This is a genomic window from Lelliottia sp. F153 (genome assembly GCF_002870005.1).
In the GTDB taxonomy this organism is placed as follows: domain Bacteria; phylum Pseudomonadota; class Gammaproteobacteria; order Enterobacterales; family Enterobacteriaceae; genus Enterobacter; species Enterobacter nimipressuralis.
This window is the reverse complement of record NZ_PKFT01000001.1, coordinates 583,624-600,333: the sequence shown is the minus strand read 5'-3', so window position 1 is coordinate 600,333 and position 16,710 is coordinate 583,624. Positions and strand designations below refer to the sequence as shown.

Here is a 16,710-nt window from a genome sequence, read left to right as displayed (position 1 = left end):
ATATTTTTGGACTTCATCCAGGGTTAAATGAAATATGAAGCACTGCGTTAATGAGTCACCTGGTATTACTAACGCTTAGTGCCTCAAATCCCTTGTTTACATGTATACCTGAAAATAGTTACTATACCCCCCTACAGTATCCATGAGGAGGGCGTATGCCTCATTCACCCGAAGACAAAAAACGCGTTCTGACTCGCGTGCGGCGCATTCGGGGGCAGGTTGATGCCCTTGAACGTGCGCTGGAGTCCGGCGAACCCTGCCTTGCCATCCTGCAGCAAATCGCGGCGGTTCGCGGCGCGGCGAACGGTTTGATGGGCGAGATGGTCGAAATTCACCTTAAAGATGAGCTGGTGACGGGCGAAACCACCGCCGACCAGCGTGCGGTTCGCATGGCGGAAGTCGGTCATTTGCTACGCTCTTATCTAAAATAAAACACTGGCATCACATAAAGGAAAGCAATATGAAATCACGTGCAGCTGTCGCATTTGGCCCTGGCCAGCCGTTGAAGATCGTCGAAATTGACGTTGCGCCGCCGAAGAAGGGCGAAGTGCTGATCAAAATCACCCATACGGGCGTGTGCCACACCGATGCCTTTACCCTGTCGGGTGACGATCCGGAAGGCGTCTTCCCGGCGGTATTAGGCCATGAAGGCGGTGGCGTGGTAGTGGAAGTCGGTGAAGGCGTCACCAGCCTGAAGCCGGGCGATCACGTTATTCCTCTGTACACCGCAGAATGTGGCGAGTGTAAGTTCTGTAAATCCGGTAAAACCAACCTCTGTCAGGCCGTTCGCGCCACGCAGGGTAAGGGCCTGATGCCTGATGGCACCACGCGTTTCTCTTACAACGGTGAGCCGATTTATCACTACATGGGCACCAGTACCTTCAGCGAATACACCGTTTGTGCGGAGATTTCCCTGGCGAAAGTGAATCCACAGGCGCCGCTGGATAAAGTCTGCCTGCTGGGCTGCGGCGTGACCACCGGTATCGGCGCGGTACACAACACGGCGAAAGTGAAAGAGGGCGACACCGTGGCGGTGTTTGGTCTCGGGGGGATCGGTCTGGCGGTGATTCAGGGCGCGGTACAGGCGAAAGCCGGGCGCATCCTCGCAGTCGATACCAATCCGGAGAAATTCAAACTGGCCGGTGAAATGGGCGCAACGGATTTCATCAACCCGAAAGACTACGACAAACCGGTTCAGGATGTGATTGTTGAACTGACCGACGGCGGCGTGGATTTCAGCTTTGAATGTATCGGCAACGTGAATGTCATGCGCTCTGCGCTGGAATGCTGCCACAAAGGCTGGGGTGAGAGCATCATCATCGGCGTGGCAGGGGCGGGTCAGGAGATCAAAACCCGTCCATTCCAGCTGGTGACCGGGCGCGTCTGGCGCGGCTCCGCATTTGGCGGCGTAAAAGGGCGCACCCAGCTGCCTGGGATGGTCGAGGATGCAATGGCCGGGAAAATCAATCTCGACCCGTTCATTACCCACCGTCTGCCGCTTGAGCAGATCAACGAAGCCTTCGATCTGATGCACGAAGGAAAGTCGATCCGCACCGTCATACATTTCGGCAGCAACTAATTATTCTGCCAGCGGTTTTTTGCCGCTGGCCCTTCCTGCATATTCTTCTCTAAAGTGTGACCTGTCTGGCGCTTTTAGCCGTAAGCAAATTTCCTGCCGTGCCGATGACTATTTTACAGGCGTGTTTTTCACGCATTTACCTATAAAGAGAGTCGACGGTCATGGACAACACAAAAACGATGCGCAGCCCGCAAACGCTGAGCTTCCTGCATCATATCCGGCTGGTTCCGCTGTTTTCCTCAATTCTCGGTGGCATCATTTTGTTATTCGCATTGAGTTCGGCTCTGGCGGGGTATTTCCTGCTGCAGGCTGACACGGATTTGCAGGATGTCACGTCTGAAATCCAGGTACGTACGGGGCTGTCGAATAGCTCGAACCATTTACGCACGGCGCGCATCAATATGATCCATGCCGGTGCGGCCAGCCGTATCGCTGAGATGGACGCGATGAAGCAAAACATCGCTGAAGCCGAGACGCGTATTAAGCAGTCGCAGGAGAGCTTCGCCGCCTATATGAATCGTGCCGTGCGCACGCCTGCGGACGAAGCGCTGGATGGTGAGCTGAAAACTCGCTTTGATGCCTATATTACCGGCCTGCAGCCGATGCTGAAATACGCCAAAAACGGCATGTTTGAAGCCATCATTAATCACGAAAATGAGTCTGCTCGCCCGCTGGACGATGGCTACAACGAAATCCTGCTGAAGGCGATTAAGATCCGTACCGACCGCGCGAATGCCCTCACGACGGACGCCCACAAGCGCACTCAGCTTGGCCTGATGTTTATGGTCGGCGCCTTTGCGCTGGCGCTGGTGTTGACCGCGATGACCTTCGTGGTGCTGCGCCGCACGGTAATTCATCCGCTGCAACGCGCTGCCCGCCGCATCGAACAGATTGCGAAGGGGGATTTGACCATGGCGGACGACCTGACCGGTCGCAGCGAGATCGGGCGTTTAACCCGCGATCTGCAAACCATGCAGCACTCGCTGGTGAATACCGTCGGGACAGTTCGCCAGGGCGCGGAGCAGATTTACCGTGGCACCAGCGAGATTTCTGCTGGTAACACCGATCTCTCCTCCCGTACCGAACAGCAGGCGGCGGCCATCGAACAGACCGCTGCCAGCATGGAAGAGCTGACGGCGACGGTGAAACAGAACGCCGATAACGCCCATCATGCGAGCAAACTGGCGGAAGACGCTTCCGGGAAAGCCAGCCGTGGCGGCCAGATGGTCTCTGGCGTGGTGAAAACCATGAGCAATATCTCTACCAGCTCGAAGAAAATCTCGGAAATCACGGCGGTGATCAACAGCATCGCCTTCCAGACCAACATCCTGGCCCTTAACGCCGCCGTGGAAGCGGCCCGTGCGGGTGAGCAGGGGCGCGGATTTGCCGTGGTCGCCAGCGAAGTGCGTACGCTGGCAAGCCGCAGCGCCAACGCGGCAAAAGAGATTGAAGGCCTGATTAATGAATCTGTCACCCTGATCGACCAGGGTTCCGGCGAAGTGGTTGCCGCGGGGAATACCATGAATGAAATCGTTGAAGCCGTGAAACGCGTCACCGATATCATGCTGGAGATCGCCGCAGCCTCCGACGAGCAGAGCCGGGGTATCGTGCAGGTGAGCCAGGCGATCTCTGAGATGGATAAAGTGACCCAGCAGAACGCCTCGCTGGTGGAGGAAGCTTCTGCGGCGGCGGCATCGCTGGAAGAACAGGGGGCTCGTCTGACCGAAGCCGTGGGCGCGTTCCGTCTTAACGGCACAACCGCCAGTCGCGGGAATAAAGCGGCACCAGCTACGCCGCCTGCGCCATTGCGTCAGGCGGTAGTTGACGGTGGGGATAACTGGGAAACGTTCTGAGTGGGTGACATATCGCCAGGCCGCTATGTCTTACCCCATCGATAACATCATACGTCCGTAAACGTGAAACGTCGCGGGGCGATAAAAAAAGGGGCCGATTGACCCCTTTTTTCATTACTGCTTTTACGCCTTATCGGGCAGGGCGTACGCAATAATGTAATCACCACGGTCCGGTGACTGACGCGCGCCACCTGCGTTAATGATGATGTACTGTTTGCCGGTTTTCGGCGACACGTAGGTCATCGGGCCTGACTGGCTGCCCACTGGCAGACGGTCTTTCCAGATCTCTTTCCCGGTTGCGGTATCAAACGCGCGCAGGTAGAAATCCTGAGTGCCCGCGAAGAACAGCAGACCAGACTGGGTCGAAAGCGATGCGCCCAGCGTCGGCATCCCGATTGGGATCGGCATGTGCATACGAATACCCAGTGGACCGGTATCTTCAACGGTACCAACCGGAACCTGCCACACCAGCTTGCCGCTTTTCAGATCCACGGCGGACATGGTGCCGAACGGTGGTTTCTGGCACGGAATGCCCAGCGGAGAGAGGAAACGCTCGCGCATTGCGCCAAACGGCGTACCGTCCATCGGCACAATACCCATCTCGATCCCGCTGGCGTTTTTGGCAACGTTCGCGCGCGGCACCATATAGTTCGCGAGACCCAGACGCATATCGTTGACGAACATCAGACCGTTATTCGGATCAACGGAGACGCTGCCCCAGTTCATCCCGCCGAGGGAGCCAGGGAACTGCAGGGAGCGGTCAAGACCCGGTGGGGTAAAGACGCCCTGGTGACGCATCTCTTTAAACTGAATGCGGCACAGCAGCAGATCGACCGGCGTTGCGCCCCACATGTCGGATTCGGTCAGCGTCTGGTTGCCGATCATCGGCATGCCAACGGAATACGGCTGCGTTGGGGAGTAACGTTCGCCTTCAATATTACCTGCCGGAACCGGACGCTCTTCCACTTTGGCTACCGGCTTGCCGGTTTCGCGGTTGAGCATAAAGATCATGCCCTGTTTGCTGGTCTGCACCAGCACCGGCGTGGTGCCACCTTTACCGTCAGGGAGATCGTACAGCAGCGGCTGCGACGGCAGGTCGAAGTCCCACAGGTCGTGGTGTGTGGTCTGGAAATGCCAGCGCACCTGACCGGTAGTCGCGTCTACCGCCACAATTGACGAACTGTATTTATCGTCCAGCGCGGTACGTTCGCCTGCATAGAAATCGGGCGTTGCGTTGCCGGTTGGCAGATAGATCAGGTTCAGTTTTGCGTCGTAAGACATGGCAGACCAGACGTTCGGCGTACCGCGCGTATAGGTCTGGCCTTCTGGCGGCAGACCGGTCAGCTCCGGATTGCCGGGGTCCCAGGCCCACGCCAGTTTGCCGGTGTGCACGTCATAGGCGCGAACCACGCCCGGCGGTTCGCCAGTCGAGAAGTTATCCGCCACGCGGCCACCAACGACCACCACATTACCGGCCACCAACGGGGTAGAGGTTTGCTGGTAGTAGCCCGGTTTGATTTCACCCATGCCGACGCTGAGGTCAACAATACCGTGATCGCCAAAGTCTTCGCAGACTTTGCCCGTATCGGCGTTGATGGCAATCAGGCGCGCATCGGTGGTTGGCAGGAACAGGCGACGGGCACAGGCGGCCGGTTGCGTGTCTGTTTGTGACGTTGTCACGACGCTGTGATCTTCAAAGAAACCCAGGCCACGGCAGCGCTGCCAGTTTGGCGCGGTGGCTTTGGAATCGTAGCGCCATTTTTCTTTACCGGAATCCACGTCCAGCGCCAGCACTTTGCTGTATGGCGTGCAGACAAACAGGGTGTCGCCCACCTGCAGTGGCGTGTTCTGATCTTCTGCGCCAGAACCGTTGCTCACCGGGATATCACCCGTGTGCGCGGTCCAGGCCACTTTCAGCTCGCCGATGTTTTGCTTGTTAATCTGGTCCAGCGCGGCAAAACGGTCCCCGTGGGTGGTGTTACCCCAGTGTTCCCAGTTTTTCTGCTCCTCGCCTGGGGCGACGGGTTTCACCGGCACCGCTTCGTTAGCCGTAACCAGCGTTTGCGGCTTAAACATCCAGCCGAAGCTCACCAGCATCGCCACGGCGAGCACGGCGGCAAGGGTAAACGCCGGGGTTTTATTTACGGCCTGGTTGCCGTTTGCTGCGCGCAGGAACGGCCAGACAATGGCAAATAAAAAGGCCAGCACGGCGAGGGTAAACAGGCGCGAGAAGAGCGGCCAGAAATCCCAGCCTGCGTCACTGACGGCCCAGAATAACGACGCGATAAACGCGATGGCATACAGAATGATGCCGCTGGTGCGGTTCATGAGGATTAAAACGGCGGAGATGACCATCACCACGCCAATGATCAGGAAGTACCAGCTTCCGCCTACGGTGGCGAGCTTAAAGCCCAGCCCGCCTACCGCCAGTCCGATGATTGCCATCAGGACGACCAGGAGCCACTGCAGGAGTCTCGGAACCCCGCGTGGCGCGCTGCCAAATGCCATGTCTATCTCCTTAAAGACCTCGTATTCCTCCGGTGGCACGGGCGCAGAGCCTGTACCAAATGGGTAACCGAATACGGGTTTAATGATGATTTATACGATGAATACCGTTTATACGGCTTTGAAATCCACCGAATGAAATAGGGTGTGAACCATTTGGTGAATTCGTGGCTATGATAAGTCTGTTAAATTGTTTGTTGCAATTGTTAATAAAAAATTTCGCATTATTTGATTAAAAGCGATAAAAAACCCGTCATCACGACGGGTCAGCTGGAAAGCGAAGGGAGACGGTTAAATCGGCATCGACTTGCGGATGGCGCTCAGCAACGCTTGTGCGCCCGAGGAGAGCGGGGTGTCTACGCGGGTCAGGATTCCAATCGGCTCACCGGCGCCCGGCGACGCGACAGGCAGCGCGGTCAGGGTGCCCTGGCGGAGATCTTCTTTTACCGCCCCGGACGGCACAAACCAGACATAGTCATAATCTACCGTCAGCTGGCGCGACAGAGAGGCTGAGAGGGTTTCGATACACCCCGATGGCAGCTTGCAGCCCTGCATTTGCAGCATCACTTCGGCGTTATGGCGCGGAACAGTGCCTTTTGGCGATACCACCACCGGCCATTCCATGACCCGGCTCAGTGTGACCGTATCATGCAGCAGCGGGTGATTCGGGCGAACCACCAGCTTCAGCGATTCCAGGAACAGCAGCTCGTAATTCAGACCGCCCATCAACTCTGGATCGGACATTCGCCCAATGCCCAGATCCAGCTCGCCAGACTTTAACCCGGCCAGCAGCATGGTATTATTCATCGTGGCGACCTGCAGCGTGGTATTTTTTTGCTGCTTATGAAACTGACCAATCGCCGAAGGCAGAATGCCGAGCGCCGCCGTAGGCAGCGCGCCAACGCGAACCACATCCGAGATCTGATCGTCCTTACGATTCAGCGCCTGACCGGCAGTATTGAGCGCATCCAGCACTTTGACGGCGTGGGTGAGAAACTGTTCGCCGACTAAGGTGAGCTGTGCACCAAGGCGCCCGCGATCGAACAGGCGTGCGCCGGTGAGTTGTTCCAGTTCGTTCAGGGTCTTTGAGAGGGCTGGCTGGCTAAGATTAAGAGTTTCAGCCGCACGCCCCAGCGTTCCCTGTTGAGCGACGGCCACAAAAGTGTGCAGATGGCGCAAGCGTATGCGCTGACTAAACAAACCATTTTTTTCCATGATGCGATGTTAAGAACAGAGCCGTGCGAGTGACAAGGGAAGATGTTTAATTTTGATAACTTGATAGCAAAATATTATTAACATTTGATCTATTTGAGTTACAAGAATTTTTTCACCCATGGATGAGGTGATTCTCATGAGGTTTTTTCTTCGCGCAGAAAGAGAAAAAGCGCAGGGAATAACCACTTGTCTGTCACGATCACAAATCGCAAATTCTTCCCCCCAACGCCAGCGGCCTTCTCTACACTCCAGGTAATATTCACTGGAGGCATGACATCATGGCGAACACCATCACGGCTGATGATATTCGGGAACACTTTTCGCAGGCTATGTCAGCGATGTACCAGCAGGAAGTTCCGCAGTACGGCACGCTGCTGGAACTGGTAGCGGACGTGAATCTGGCGGTACTGGAAAACAATCCGCACTTACATGAACAGCTGGCCAACGCCGATGAGCTGGCGCGGTTAAACGTCGAACGCCACGGGGCGATTCGTGTCGGAAGCGCTCAGGAGCTGTCCACCTTGCGCAGGATGTTTGCCATTATGGGCATGTATCCTGTCAGCTATTACGATCTCTCCCAGGCGGGCGTCCCGGTGCATTCTACGGCGTTTCGTCCCATTGATGACGCTGCGCTGTCGCGCAACCCGTTCCGCGTGTTTACCTCGTTGCTGCGCATGGAGCTTATCGAAAATGTCGCCCTGCGCGAACGCGCGGCTGAGATCCTCGCCCAACGTACTATTTTTACCCCACGCTGCCTGGAACTGATTGCGCTGCATGAGTCAGAAGGGCAGTTTACTGAAACGCAGGCGCGCGAGTTTGTTCAAGAAGCACTGGAGACGTTCCGCTGGCATCGCCACGCCACCGTCGATCAGGAGACCTATCAGGCGCTGCACGATGAGCACCGTCTGATTGCCGATGTGGTCTGTTTCCCGGGATGTCATATCAACCATCTTACGCCGCGCACCCTGGATATCGACCGGGTGCAGGAGTTGATGCCGAAATATGGCATTGAGCCGAAGATTCTGATCGAGGGACCGCCGCGTCGTGAAGTGCCGATTTTACTGCGCCAGACCAGTTTTAAAGCGCTGGAGGAGCCGGTGCTTTTTGCCGGAGAGCATAAAGGCACCCATACGGCGCGCTTTGGCGAAATCGAACAGCGCGGAGTTGCGCTCACGCCAAAAGGCCGCGAACTGTATGACCGTCTGCTGAATCAAGCCGGAACCGGCAAGGATAATTTGACGCATCAGCTGCATCTGCGAGAGGTGTTCCAGACCTTTCCGGACAGCGAAATGTTCCTGCGCCGTCAGGAGCTGGCCTATTTCCGCTATCGTCTGACCCCTGCGGGCGAAGCGCACCGACAGGCGTTCCGCCCGGGCGACGATCCCCAGCCGCTCATTGAGCGTGGCTGGGTAGTGGCGCAGCCGATTATCTATGAGGATTTTCTGCCAGTGAGTGCGGCGGGGATTTTCCAGTCCAATCTGGGGAATGAAACCCAGGCGCGCAGCCGTGGAAATTCGAGTCGTGAAGCGTTCGAAGCCGCACTGGGATGCCCGGTAAACGACGAGTTTGCGCTGTATCAGCAGGCCGAAGACCGCAGTAAACGGCGTTGCGGTTTGCTCTGAAATCGCTACTCTGCTGGGGTGTGATGGAAAAAGAAGGCAAGTATGGAAAATTCCACGACCCCAGTAGTGACCACCCGCCAGGGCGCAGTAAGCGGTTTTATTGATGATGATGTGCACGTCTGGTGCGGTATTCCGTATGCCGCGCCGCCCGTTGGCGCGCTGCGCTGGCGCTCGCCGCAACCCCCCGACTCCTGGGAAGGTATCCGCCCGGCCAATACGTTTTCGGCATCCAGCTGGCAAAATATCGACTACTGTCGGGAACTGGGCGGGGGCGACCCAGGGCGATTCTCGGAAGATTGTCTCTATCTCAACGTCTGGGCTCCCGCAAACCGTACCGGGCCACTTCCCGTGATGGTCTGGCTGCATGGCGGCGGGTATACCATTGGCGCGGGCGGATTACCGCCTTACCAGGGGAAAGCGCTGGCACATCGCGACGTCATTGTTGTCACCATTAACTACCGTCTGGGCCATCTTGGCTTCTTTGCTCACCCGGCGCTCGCCGGTGAGGAAGCCGATGTGGTGCACAATTTTGCGCTGTGCGATCAAATCTCGGCGCTTCACTGGGTACAGGACAATATTGTTGCGTTTGGCGGCGATGCGGATAACGTGACCTTGTTTGGCGAATCCGCCGGGGCGCGAAGCGTGCTGTCATTGCTGGCTTCGCCGCTAGCAAAAGACTTGTTTCACAAGGCGATCGTGCAGAGCGGTTACACGCTTCCTGATACCCCGCGCGAGCAGGCGCTGCAAAAAGGTGAGGCGCTGGCGGCGCATTTTGGCATTGAGAATGCGACGGCTGAACAGCTACGGGCGATCCCCGCCGATGCGTTCTGGTCACTGACGGCTCCCCTCAATATTGCCCCGACGCCGATTGTCGGCGACTGCGTGCTGCCAGAAGCAATGCTGGATGTGTTTTTCTCGGCCCGCCAGCATCCGGTGCCGGTGATGATTGGTTCCAACAGTGACGAAGCCAGCGTGATGGCGGTGTTTGGCATCGATCTCGCCGGGCAAATTCAGAAGCTGCGTCGGGAACGTCGGTTTGGCCTGGGGCTGATCAAGCTGCTTTACCCTGGTGTGAAAGGGGATGAAGAGCTGGGGCGGCAGGTGTGTCGTGACATGGCTTTTACGACCATGGGATTTGTGGTGATGCAGGCTCAGCAGCGGGTCGGTGAACCCTGTTGGCGCTACTGGTTTGATTACGTTGCGGAAGCGGAACACGAAACCTATCAGAACGGCGCGTGGCACGGCAACGAAGTGCCGTATGTCTTTGACACGCTCGGAAAGGTGGAACCTGCCAGCCAGTATGTGAACGAGCGCGATTTGGCCTTTGCCGCGCAGGTGGCAGATTATTGGGTCAATTTTGCGCGTTTCGCGAGCCGAACCTGTGATGCGCTACATGGCCCGACGCGCTGGCCCGCCTGCCGGAAAGGGCGTGATGTGCTGTTACGCATTGGTTTGAATAAACATGCAGGATTTCGCCTGGAAAACCGCTTCATGCGCGCCAGAATGAGCCTGTTTAAACGGGTGATGAAGCATCACGTGAGCCTGGATTGAGCAGACACGCGCGAAACGCGGCCAGCCCGGCGGCTTTTGCGCGTGATTCCCGTAACACCAGCCGATAGCTGGCGCCGGTTTTCACGCTGGTATTGAATGGGCGCGCCAGGCGCCCGGCGCGAATATCTTCTCTCACCAGCGTTTCGTCAGCAATCGCCACGCCCAGCCCCTGCATCGCGGCGGTTATCGCCAAATCCATGGTGTCGAAGTGTTGATTTCGCTGCATTGTCAGCGCGAGCTCTTCCTGCCTGGACAGCCACAGCGACCAGTCGGTTTTATCCCGCGTAGGGTGCAGGAATGTCAGCGACTCCAGAGGGGCGCTCATTCGTAATGGACTCATCACCGGCGTGAGCGCCTCTTCAAACAGCAGATCGCCTGCGCTGAGATGTGTTCCGAAGACGATAGCCGCATCGTAGGACTCGGTTTTGAAATTCACCGTGTGATCGGTGGTGGTGGTGAGGGCAATTTGCAGTTCAGGCTGATCGCGCTCCACTTCAAGCAGGCGTGGAACCAGCCAGCGCATAGCGCAGGTCGGGACCTTCAGACGCACCACCGTTTGCTGAGCACGCGCCTGTTCCGCGACGGTCAGCAGGTGTTCGAAGGCGGCCTGTAGATCAGGAAGCAGGGCGCTGCCCTGGGACGACAGCCGCAGCCCGCGCGCATGACGTTCAAAAAGAGAAAAGCCGAACCACGACTCCAGCGTGGCAATTTTACGACTAACGGCACCCTGAGTGAGACACAGCTCTTTCGCGGCGTGGGTGAGATTCAGATGACGAGCGGTGACCAGAAATGCGGCCACAGCATTGTGCGGAAATGAACGGCGCGACATAAACACTCCAGGTATGCGTTTTTATCATGTCGTTCATAACACCTGACCTTAAGGTGCCTGTCAATCGGCGAAAAAAAACCCGCCGGGTGGCGGGTTTTGGGATTATGCGCAGAATTAGAACTGGTAAACCAGACCCAGGGCTACGATATCATCAGTAGAGATGCCAGAATCTTTGTAGAACTGATCATCTTCATCCAGCAGGTTGATTTTATAGTCAACGTAGGTGGACATATTTTTGTTAAAGTAATAGGTCGCGCCAATATCAGCGTATTTAACCAGATCTTTATCGGTGTTGCCGTTATAGCTCAGGTCCTTACCTTTAGACTGCAGGTAGGAGATAGATGGGCGCAGACCGAAATCGAACTGGTACTGAGCAGTAATTTCGAAGTTCTGCGTTTTATTCGCAATACCGCCATCATCGCTGTTACCGTAAATGGTCATATTACGGGTTTCAGAATACATGGTCGCCAGGTAAATATCGTGATCGTCATATTTCAGACCTGCAGTCCATGCTTCGGCTCTATCGCCACCAGCATAACGGCCACCACCAGAGTTAACCTGGTCGGTAGTACGGTCGGAAGAGGCATACGCCGCACCTGCGCTGAAGCCCATACCGAAATCATAGGTGGTGGACATACCATAGCCGTCGCCATTTTCATGACGAATATCGCGGCCGTTGTTGGTGCCTTCGTTACCGTTGCCATCACCTTCGTTGTTACCCTGATACTGCAGGGCGAAGTTCAGGCCATCAACTGCACCGAAGAAGTTGCTGTTTCGGTAGGTTGCAACGCCGTTTGCGCGGCTGGTCATGTAGACATCAGACTGTGCCCAGGTATCGCCACCAAACTCTGGCAGCATGTCGGTCCAGCCTTCTACGTCGTACAGTACGCCGTAGTTACGACCGTAGTCGAATGAACCGTAGTCACCAAATTTCAGGCCTGCGAAGCCCAGACGGGTCCAGGACTGGTTAGACGAACCTTCAGTGTTGTTCGCCTGAACGTTGTATTCCCACTGGCCAAAACCGGTCAACTGGTCGTTGATCTGCGTTTCGCCTTTAAAGCCAATACGCACGTAGCTCTGATCGCCATCCACACCAGAATCATCAGAGAAATAGTGCAGGCCATCAACTTTACCGTACAGATCCAGTTTGTTACCGTCTTTGTTATAAATCTCTGCTGCGTGAGCAGCACCGGCTGCCAGAAGCGCCGGGATAACAATTGCCAATACTTTTCTATTCATTTTTTCATTCCTTAGAAAGGTTTTTATTATGATTTGAAATGAACTTTTGCCCATTACAAGAATCACCCGAATCCTAATATTGTTTTTAATAGGGCGGCAAACAGTATGCATTTATAAAATGTTAAGAATTAATTCCGCCGTAACGGAATGAAACCTCAATTATATTGAGTTATGAGTTGCTATTATTTATTGATGTGAATTATTAATTGTTAATTAACAGTGCTGCAAATTTCGTCTTGTTTATTATGTTTTCACCAGTGTGATTTAATAATTGTGACCGCTGCATGAGTTTTTAATGGAAAAATAAAAACTCTTTTTTTGTCAGAATTTCGCCCGGCGAAATGGGTCAGCCATGCGTTTTCATCATGGCTACTATGACAACAATTCGGTTGTCGCCAAAGCTCCCTTCGCGTTGAATAGTTATGCAATATCCACGAGAAAGGATTGATGATGACTCTGCGTACTCCCGTGCACACCCGCTCGAAACTGCCTGACGTTGGCACGACTATCTTTACGGTGATTGGGCAGCTTTCTGCTCAACATAACGCCATCAATCTTTCTCAGGGGGCACCTAACTTCTCCTGCGATCCTAAGCTCATTGCGGGCGTAACCCGCGCCATGGAGGCGGGGCACAACCAGTATGCGGCTATGACCGGCCTGCAGCCGCTGAAAGAACGCATCGTCGATAAAATTGCCACACTCTATGGCACCCGTTATGACGCCAGCAGCGAAGTGCTGATTACCGCCAGTGCCAGCGAAGGGCTGTACTCGGCGATCAGCGGCCTGGTGCATCCTGGCGACGAGGTGATCTATTTTGAGCCGTCGTTCGACAGCTACGCGCCGATTGTGCGCTTACAGGGCGCCACGCCGGTGGCGATTAAGCTGACGGTGCCCGATTTTGCCGTCGACTGGGATGAAGTCCGCGCCGCGGTGACGTCGCGCACACGCATGATCATCATTAATACCCCGCACAACCCGAGCGGTCAGGTCTTCTCAGCGAAAGACCTCGAACAGCTGGCGGCGATTACCCGCCAGACGGATATCATTATTTTGTCTGATGAAGTGTACGAACACGTCGTGTTTGACGGCCAGCCGCATCACGGCATGGCAACGCACCCGCAGTTGGCGGAGCGTAGCGTGATCATTTCATCATTTGGAAAAACCTATCATGTCACCGGCTGGCGAGTAGGGTATTGTGTGGCTCCCGCTGAACTGATGGACGAAATCTGCAAAGTGCATCAATTCCTGATGTTTTCTGCCGATACCCCTATGCAGTACGCCTTTGCAGAGCACATGGCCGATCCTCAGACCTGGCTGTCGCTGTCGGCGTTCTATCAACGCAAACGCGATTTACTGCAAAATCTACTGGCGGAGTCGCCGTTCCGTTTGCTGCCGAGCGCAGGTTCGTTCTTCCTGCTGGCCGATTACAGCCACTTCAGCGACGAAAGCGACAGTGAGATGGTCAAACGGCTGATCGTGGAATCCGGCGTTGCGACCATTCCGCTGTCAGCGTTTTACACAGACGGTACAGATAACAAATTGATCCGCCTCTCTTTTGCGAAAGACGAGGCAACATTACGGGCAGGTGCGCAGGCCCTGTGTCGGGTTAAACCACGCTAAGGAGTGTTGAGATGAAATTTAACGCGTTAGTTGTCGGCATGGGATTGCTGTGTTCTTTTTCTTCCTTCGCTGCAACCGAGCTGCGCTATGGCCTGGAAGCGGAGTATCCGCCGTTTGAAAGCCGCAATGCGTCGGGTGAACTGGAAGGTTTTGATATCGATCTGGGCAAAGCGATTTGCAAAGCCGCTGAGCTAAAGTGCAGCTGGGTCGAGACCTCATTTGATGCGTTGATCCCAGGGTTAATGGCGAAGAAATTCGATGCTATCAACTCGGCCATGAATATTACGGATCAGCGTCGTCAGAGCATTGATTTCACCCAGCCGATCTACCGTATTCCTTCCCAGCTGGTCGGGAAAGAAGGGAGTGGCGTCGACGCGACGCCGGAAGGTTTGAAAGGTAAAACCATCGGTGTGTTGCAGGGTTCCATTCAGGAAACCTATGCGAAAGAGCACTGGGAGAAGCACGGTGTCACCGTGGTGTCTTATAAAGATCAGAATATGGCCTGGGGTGATTTGCTGAATGGCCGTATTGATGCCTCGCTGGTGATGTCCGCGGCCGGGCAGGCAGGTTTCCTGAGTAAGCCGCAGGGGAAAGGGTTTGGCTTTATTGGCAAACCGGTGTCGGATGACACTATCCTCGGCAGCGGGATCGGTTTCGGGCTGCGCAAAGGTGACGAGGCCACCAAAAAACAGCTCGATGCGGCTATCGAAAAAGTCCGCGCTGACGGCACCATCGACCAGCTTGCGAAGAAATACTTCCCGGGTATCGATGTCAGCGTAAAATAATAATATTGCGCCTCTTCGCCTCTGATGCTGATGTCCATCAGAGGCTTTTTATTTTTGATTTATACATAACTTTACCGTCAATTCAGTCCTTTCCCCTCGACAGAAAATATTTCTCGCTTTGCTCAGAATATCGCCGCTCAACAATTGGATTTCTAACCGTTTTTGTTTAGGCTGTGCGTTCTTTCTTGCCGTCGTTTCGCTGCCCGCGAAACTCATTCACACGACCATAAGGACGTTTTCTCAGGCATGAATCGCAGACGTTTTTTACAAGGCTCGCTGGCAATGGCTGCGCTGAGCGGTACCGCTGGACTCTCATCGCTCTTTTCCCGTGCGGCATTTGCCGCGGAATCGGATATTGCCGACGGTCAGAGTCGTCGTTTTGACTTCTCTGTACTGCAATCCATGGCGCACGATCTGGCGCAAACTGCGTGGGGCGGTGCGCCGCGTCCGCTGCCCAATACGCTGGCGACCATGACGCCGCAGGCGTACAACGCCATCAAATACGACGAGAAACAGTCCCTGTGGAACAATATTGAAGACCGCCAGCTCGACGTGCAGTTCTTCCATATGGGAATGGGATTCCGCCGGCGTGTACGTATGTTCTCGCTTGATTCTGCGACATCCCAGGCGCGTGAAATTCACTTCCGCCCGGAGCTGTTTAGCTACAACGATACGGATGTCGACACCCAACAGCTGCAGGGGCAGAGCGATTTAGGCTTTGCTGGTTTCCGCGCCTTTAAAGCGCCGGAACTGGCGCGTCGCGATATCGTCTCCTTCCTGGGGGCGAGCTATTTCCGTGCCGTGGATGATACCTATCAGTACGGCCTGTCTGCGCGCGGTCTGGCGATAGACACCTTTACCGATACGCCGGAAGAGTTCCCGGACTTCACCTCATTCTGGTTTGAAACCGTCAAGCCGAACGACACTACGTTTACCGTCTATGCGCTGCTCGACAGCCCAAGTATCACCGGTGCCTATAAGTTCGTGATCCACTGCGAGAAGAGCCAGGTGATCATGGAGGTGGATAACCACTTATATGCCCGTAAAGACATCAAGCAGCTCGGCATTTCGCCGATGACCAGCATGTTCAGCTGCGGGAATAACGAGCGCCGCATGTGTGACACTATCCATCCGCAAATCCACGACTCCGATCGTCTGGCGATGTGGCGGGGTAACGGCGAGTGGATCTGTCGTCCGTTGAACAACCCGCAAAAACTGCAGTTCAATGCCTTCCAGGATAAAAACCCGAAAGGCTTTGGCCTGCTGCAGCTGGATCGCGATTTCTCCCACTACCAGGACATCATGGGCTGGTACAACAAGCGTCCGAGCCTGTGGGTTGAGCCGCGCAATCAGTGGGGCAAAGGCAGCGTCGGTCTGATGGAGATCCCTACCACCGGTGAAACGCTGGATAACGTCGTCTGCTTCTGGCAGCCGGAAAAACCGGTTAAAGCTGGCGATGAGCTGGACTTCAAATACCGTCTCTACTGGAGCGCGCAGCCGCCGGTTCGCTCTCCATTGGCGAACGTCTATGCCACCCGCACCGGTATGGGCGGCTTCCCGGAAGGCTGGGCACCAGGCGAAAACTACCCGAAAGTCTGGGCGCGTCGCTTTGCTATCGACTTCGTGGGAGGCGATCTGAAAGCCGCTGCGCCGAAAGGCATCGAGCCGGTGATTACGCTCTCTAACGGCGAAGCGAAACAGGTCGAAATCCTCTACGTCGAACCGTTCGACGGTTACCGTATTTTGTTTGACTGGTACCCAACGGACGATTCCACCGATCCGGTCGAAATGCGCATGTTCCTGCGCTGTCAGGGGGATGCGATCAGTGAAACCTGGTTGTATCAGTATTTCCCGCCTGCGCCTGATAAACGCAACTACGTTGACGATCGCGTGATGCGCTAACGCTGAATTC

Annotated in this window: 12 protein-coding genes; 8 read left to right on the top strand and 4 right to left on the bottom strand. The window is 55.4% G+C overall.

What is annotated here, in order from left to right:
* The first annotated feature begins 155 nt into the window (after positions 1-155).
* The 3 genes from F153LOC_RS02850 (at position 156) to F153LOC_RS02840 (ending at position 3,432) form a co-directional block, all read left to right on the top strand.
* Positions 156-431, top strand: a complete 276-nt coding sequence (locus F153LOC_RS02850) for a metal/formaldehyde-sensitive transcriptional repressor (RefSeq protein WP_032610935.1) — start codon at positions 156-158, stop codon at positions 429-431.
* Positions 432-460: 29 nt separating this feature from the next.
* Positions 461-1,579 (top strand): S-(hydroxymethyl)glutathione dehydrogenase/class III alcohol dehydrogenase, encoded by a 1,119-nt coding sequence (locus F153LOC_RS02845; RefSeq protein ID WP_100780218.1) that lies wholly within the window; start codon positions 461-463, stop codon positions 1,577-1,579.
* Positions 1,580-1,740: 161 nt separating this feature from the next.
* On the top strand, positions 1,741-3,432 hold the full coding sequence (locus F153LOC_RS02840; protein ID WP_102103683.1) for a methyl-accepting chemotaxis protein: 1,692 nt from the start codon (positions 1,741-1,743) through the stop codon (positions 3,430-3,432).
* A 123-nt stretch (positions 3,433-3,555) separates the two neighbouring features.
* Here F153LOC_RS02840 and F153LOC_RS02835 read toward each other — a convergent pair whose 3' ends face one another.
* Together F153LOC_RS02835 and F153LOC_RS02830 are read right to left on the bottom strand one after the other, a co-directional pair.
* On the bottom strand, positions 3,556-5,940 hold the full coding sequence (locus tag F153LOC_RS02835; protein WP_102103684.1) for a glucose/quinate/shikimate family membrane-bound PQQ-dependent dehydrogenase: 2,385 nt from the start codon (positions 5,938-5,940) through the stop codon (positions 3,556-3,558).
* A gap of 288 nt (positions 5,941-6,228) precedes the next feature.
* Positions 6,229-7,152, bottom strand: coding sequence for a LysR substrate-binding domain-containing protein (locus F153LOC_RS02830; RefSeq protein WP_100780215.1), 924 nt, complete (start codon positions 7,150-7,152; stop codon positions 6,229-6,231).
* Positions 7,153-7,430: 278 nt separating this feature from the next.
* Between F153LOC_RS02830 and F153LOC_RS02825 the strand changes: the two genes are divergently transcribed.
* Together F153LOC_RS02825 and F153LOC_RS02820 are read left to right on the top strand one after the other, a co-directional pair.
* Positions 7,431-8,774, top strand: a complete 1,344-nt coding sequence (locus tag F153LOC_RS02825) for a VOC family protein (RefSeq protein ID WP_100780214.1) — start codon at positions 7,431-7,433, stop codon at positions 8,772-8,774.
* A 42-nt stretch (positions 8,775-8,816) separates the two neighbouring features.
* Entirely contained in the window at positions 8,817-10,325 is a 1,509-nt protein-coding gene (locus F153LOC_RS02820) for a carboxylesterase/lipase family protein (protein WP_102103685.1), read from the top strand.
* Here F153LOC_RS02820 and F153LOC_RS02815 read toward each other — a convergent pair.
* Positions 10,288-11,154 carry a LysR substrate-binding domain-containing protein gene (locus tag F153LOC_RS02815; RefSeq protein WP_102103686.1) on the bottom strand — a complete coding sequence of 289 codons (867 nt, stop codon included), beginning with the start codon at positions 11,152-11,154 and terminating at the stop codon, positions 10,288-10,290. The two genes, F153LOC_RS02820 and F153LOC_RS02815, sit on opposite strands and share 38 nt — an antisense overlap.
* 114 nt (positions 11,155-11,268) lie before the next feature.
* Positions 11,269-12,393, bottom strand: coding sequence for a porin OmpC (gene ompC / locus F153LOC_RS02810; protein ID WP_102103687.1), 1,125 nt, complete (start codon positions 12,391-12,393; stop codon positions 11,269-11,271).
* A 450-nt stretch (positions 12,394-12,843) separates the two neighbouring features.
* On the opposite strand from ompC, the gene F153LOC_RS02805 reads away from it, so the two are divergent.
* The 3 genes from F153LOC_RS02805 (at position 12,844) to F153LOC_RS02795 (ending at position 16,700) form a co-directional block, all read left to right on the top strand.
* Entirely contained in the window at positions 12,844-14,013 is a 1,170-nt protein-coding gene (locus F153LOC_RS02805) for a pyridoxal phosphate-dependent aminotransferase (protein WP_102103688.1), read from the top strand.
* A gap of 11 nt (positions 14,014-14,024) precedes the next feature.
* The gene (locus F153LOC_RS02800) at positions 14,025-14,798 is read left to right on the top strand and encodes an ABC transporter substrate-binding protein (RefSeq protein WP_100780209.1); all 774 of its coding nucleotides are present in this window, start codon (positions 14,025-14,027) and stop codon (positions 14,796-14,798) included.
* A gap of 246 nt (positions 14,799-15,044) precedes the next feature.
* Entirely contained in the window at positions 15,045-16,700 is a 1,656-nt protein-coding gene (locus tag F153LOC_RS02795) for a glucan biosynthesis protein D (RefSeq protein ID WP_102103689.1), read from the top strand.
* Positions 16,701-16,710: the final 10 nt, after the last annotated feature.

Bases quoted from the DNA above. Each gene is read 5' to 3' on its own strand.
- F153LOC_RS02850 (WP_032610935.1), top strand. From the start codon at position 156: ATGCCTCATTCACCCGAAGACAAAAAACGCGTTCTGACTCGCGTGCGG.
- F153LOC_RS02845 (WP_100780218.1), top strand. From the start codon at position 461: ATGAAATCACGTGCAGCTGTCGCATTTGGCCCTGGCCAGCCGTTGAAG.
- F153LOC_RS02840 (WP_102103683.1), top strand. From the start codon at position 1,741: ATGGACAACACAAAAACGATGCGCAGCCCGCAAACGCTGAGCTTCCTG.
- F153LOC_RS02835 (WP_102103684.1), bottom strand. From the start codon at position 5,940: ATGGCATTTGGCAGCGCGCCACGCGGGGTTCCGAGACTCCTGCAGTGG.
- F153LOC_RS02830 (WP_100780215.1), bottom strand. From the start codon at position 7,152: ATGGAAAAAAATGGTTTGTTTAGTCAGCGCATACGCTTGCGCCATCTG.
- F153LOC_RS02825 (WP_100780214.1), top strand. From the start codon at position 7,431: ATGGCGAACACCATCACGGCTGATGATATTCGGGAACACTTTTCGCAG.
- F153LOC_RS02820 (WP_102103685.1), top strand. From the start codon at position 8,817: ATGGAAAATTCCACGACCCCAGTAGTGACCACCCGCCAGGGCGCAGTA.
- F153LOC_RS02815 (WP_102103686.1), bottom strand. From the start codon at position 11,154: ATGTCGCGCCGTTCATTTCCGCACAATGCTGTGGCCGCATTTCTGGTC.
- ompC (WP_102103687.1), bottom strand. From the start codon at position 12,393: ATGAATAGAAAAGTATTGGCAATTGTTATCCCGGCGCTTCTGGCAGCC.
- F153LOC_RS02805 (WP_102103688.1), top strand. From the start codon at position 12,844: ATGACTCTGCGTACTCCCGTGCACACCCGCTCGAAACTGCCTGACGTT.
- F153LOC_RS02800 (WP_100780209.1), top strand. From the start codon at position 14,025: ATGAAATTTAACGCGTTAGTTGTCGGCATGGGATTGCTGTGTTCTTTT.
- F153LOC_RS02795 (WP_102103689.1), top strand. From the start codon at position 15,045: ATGAATCGCAGACGTTTTTTACAAGGCTCGCTGGCAATGGCTGCGCTG.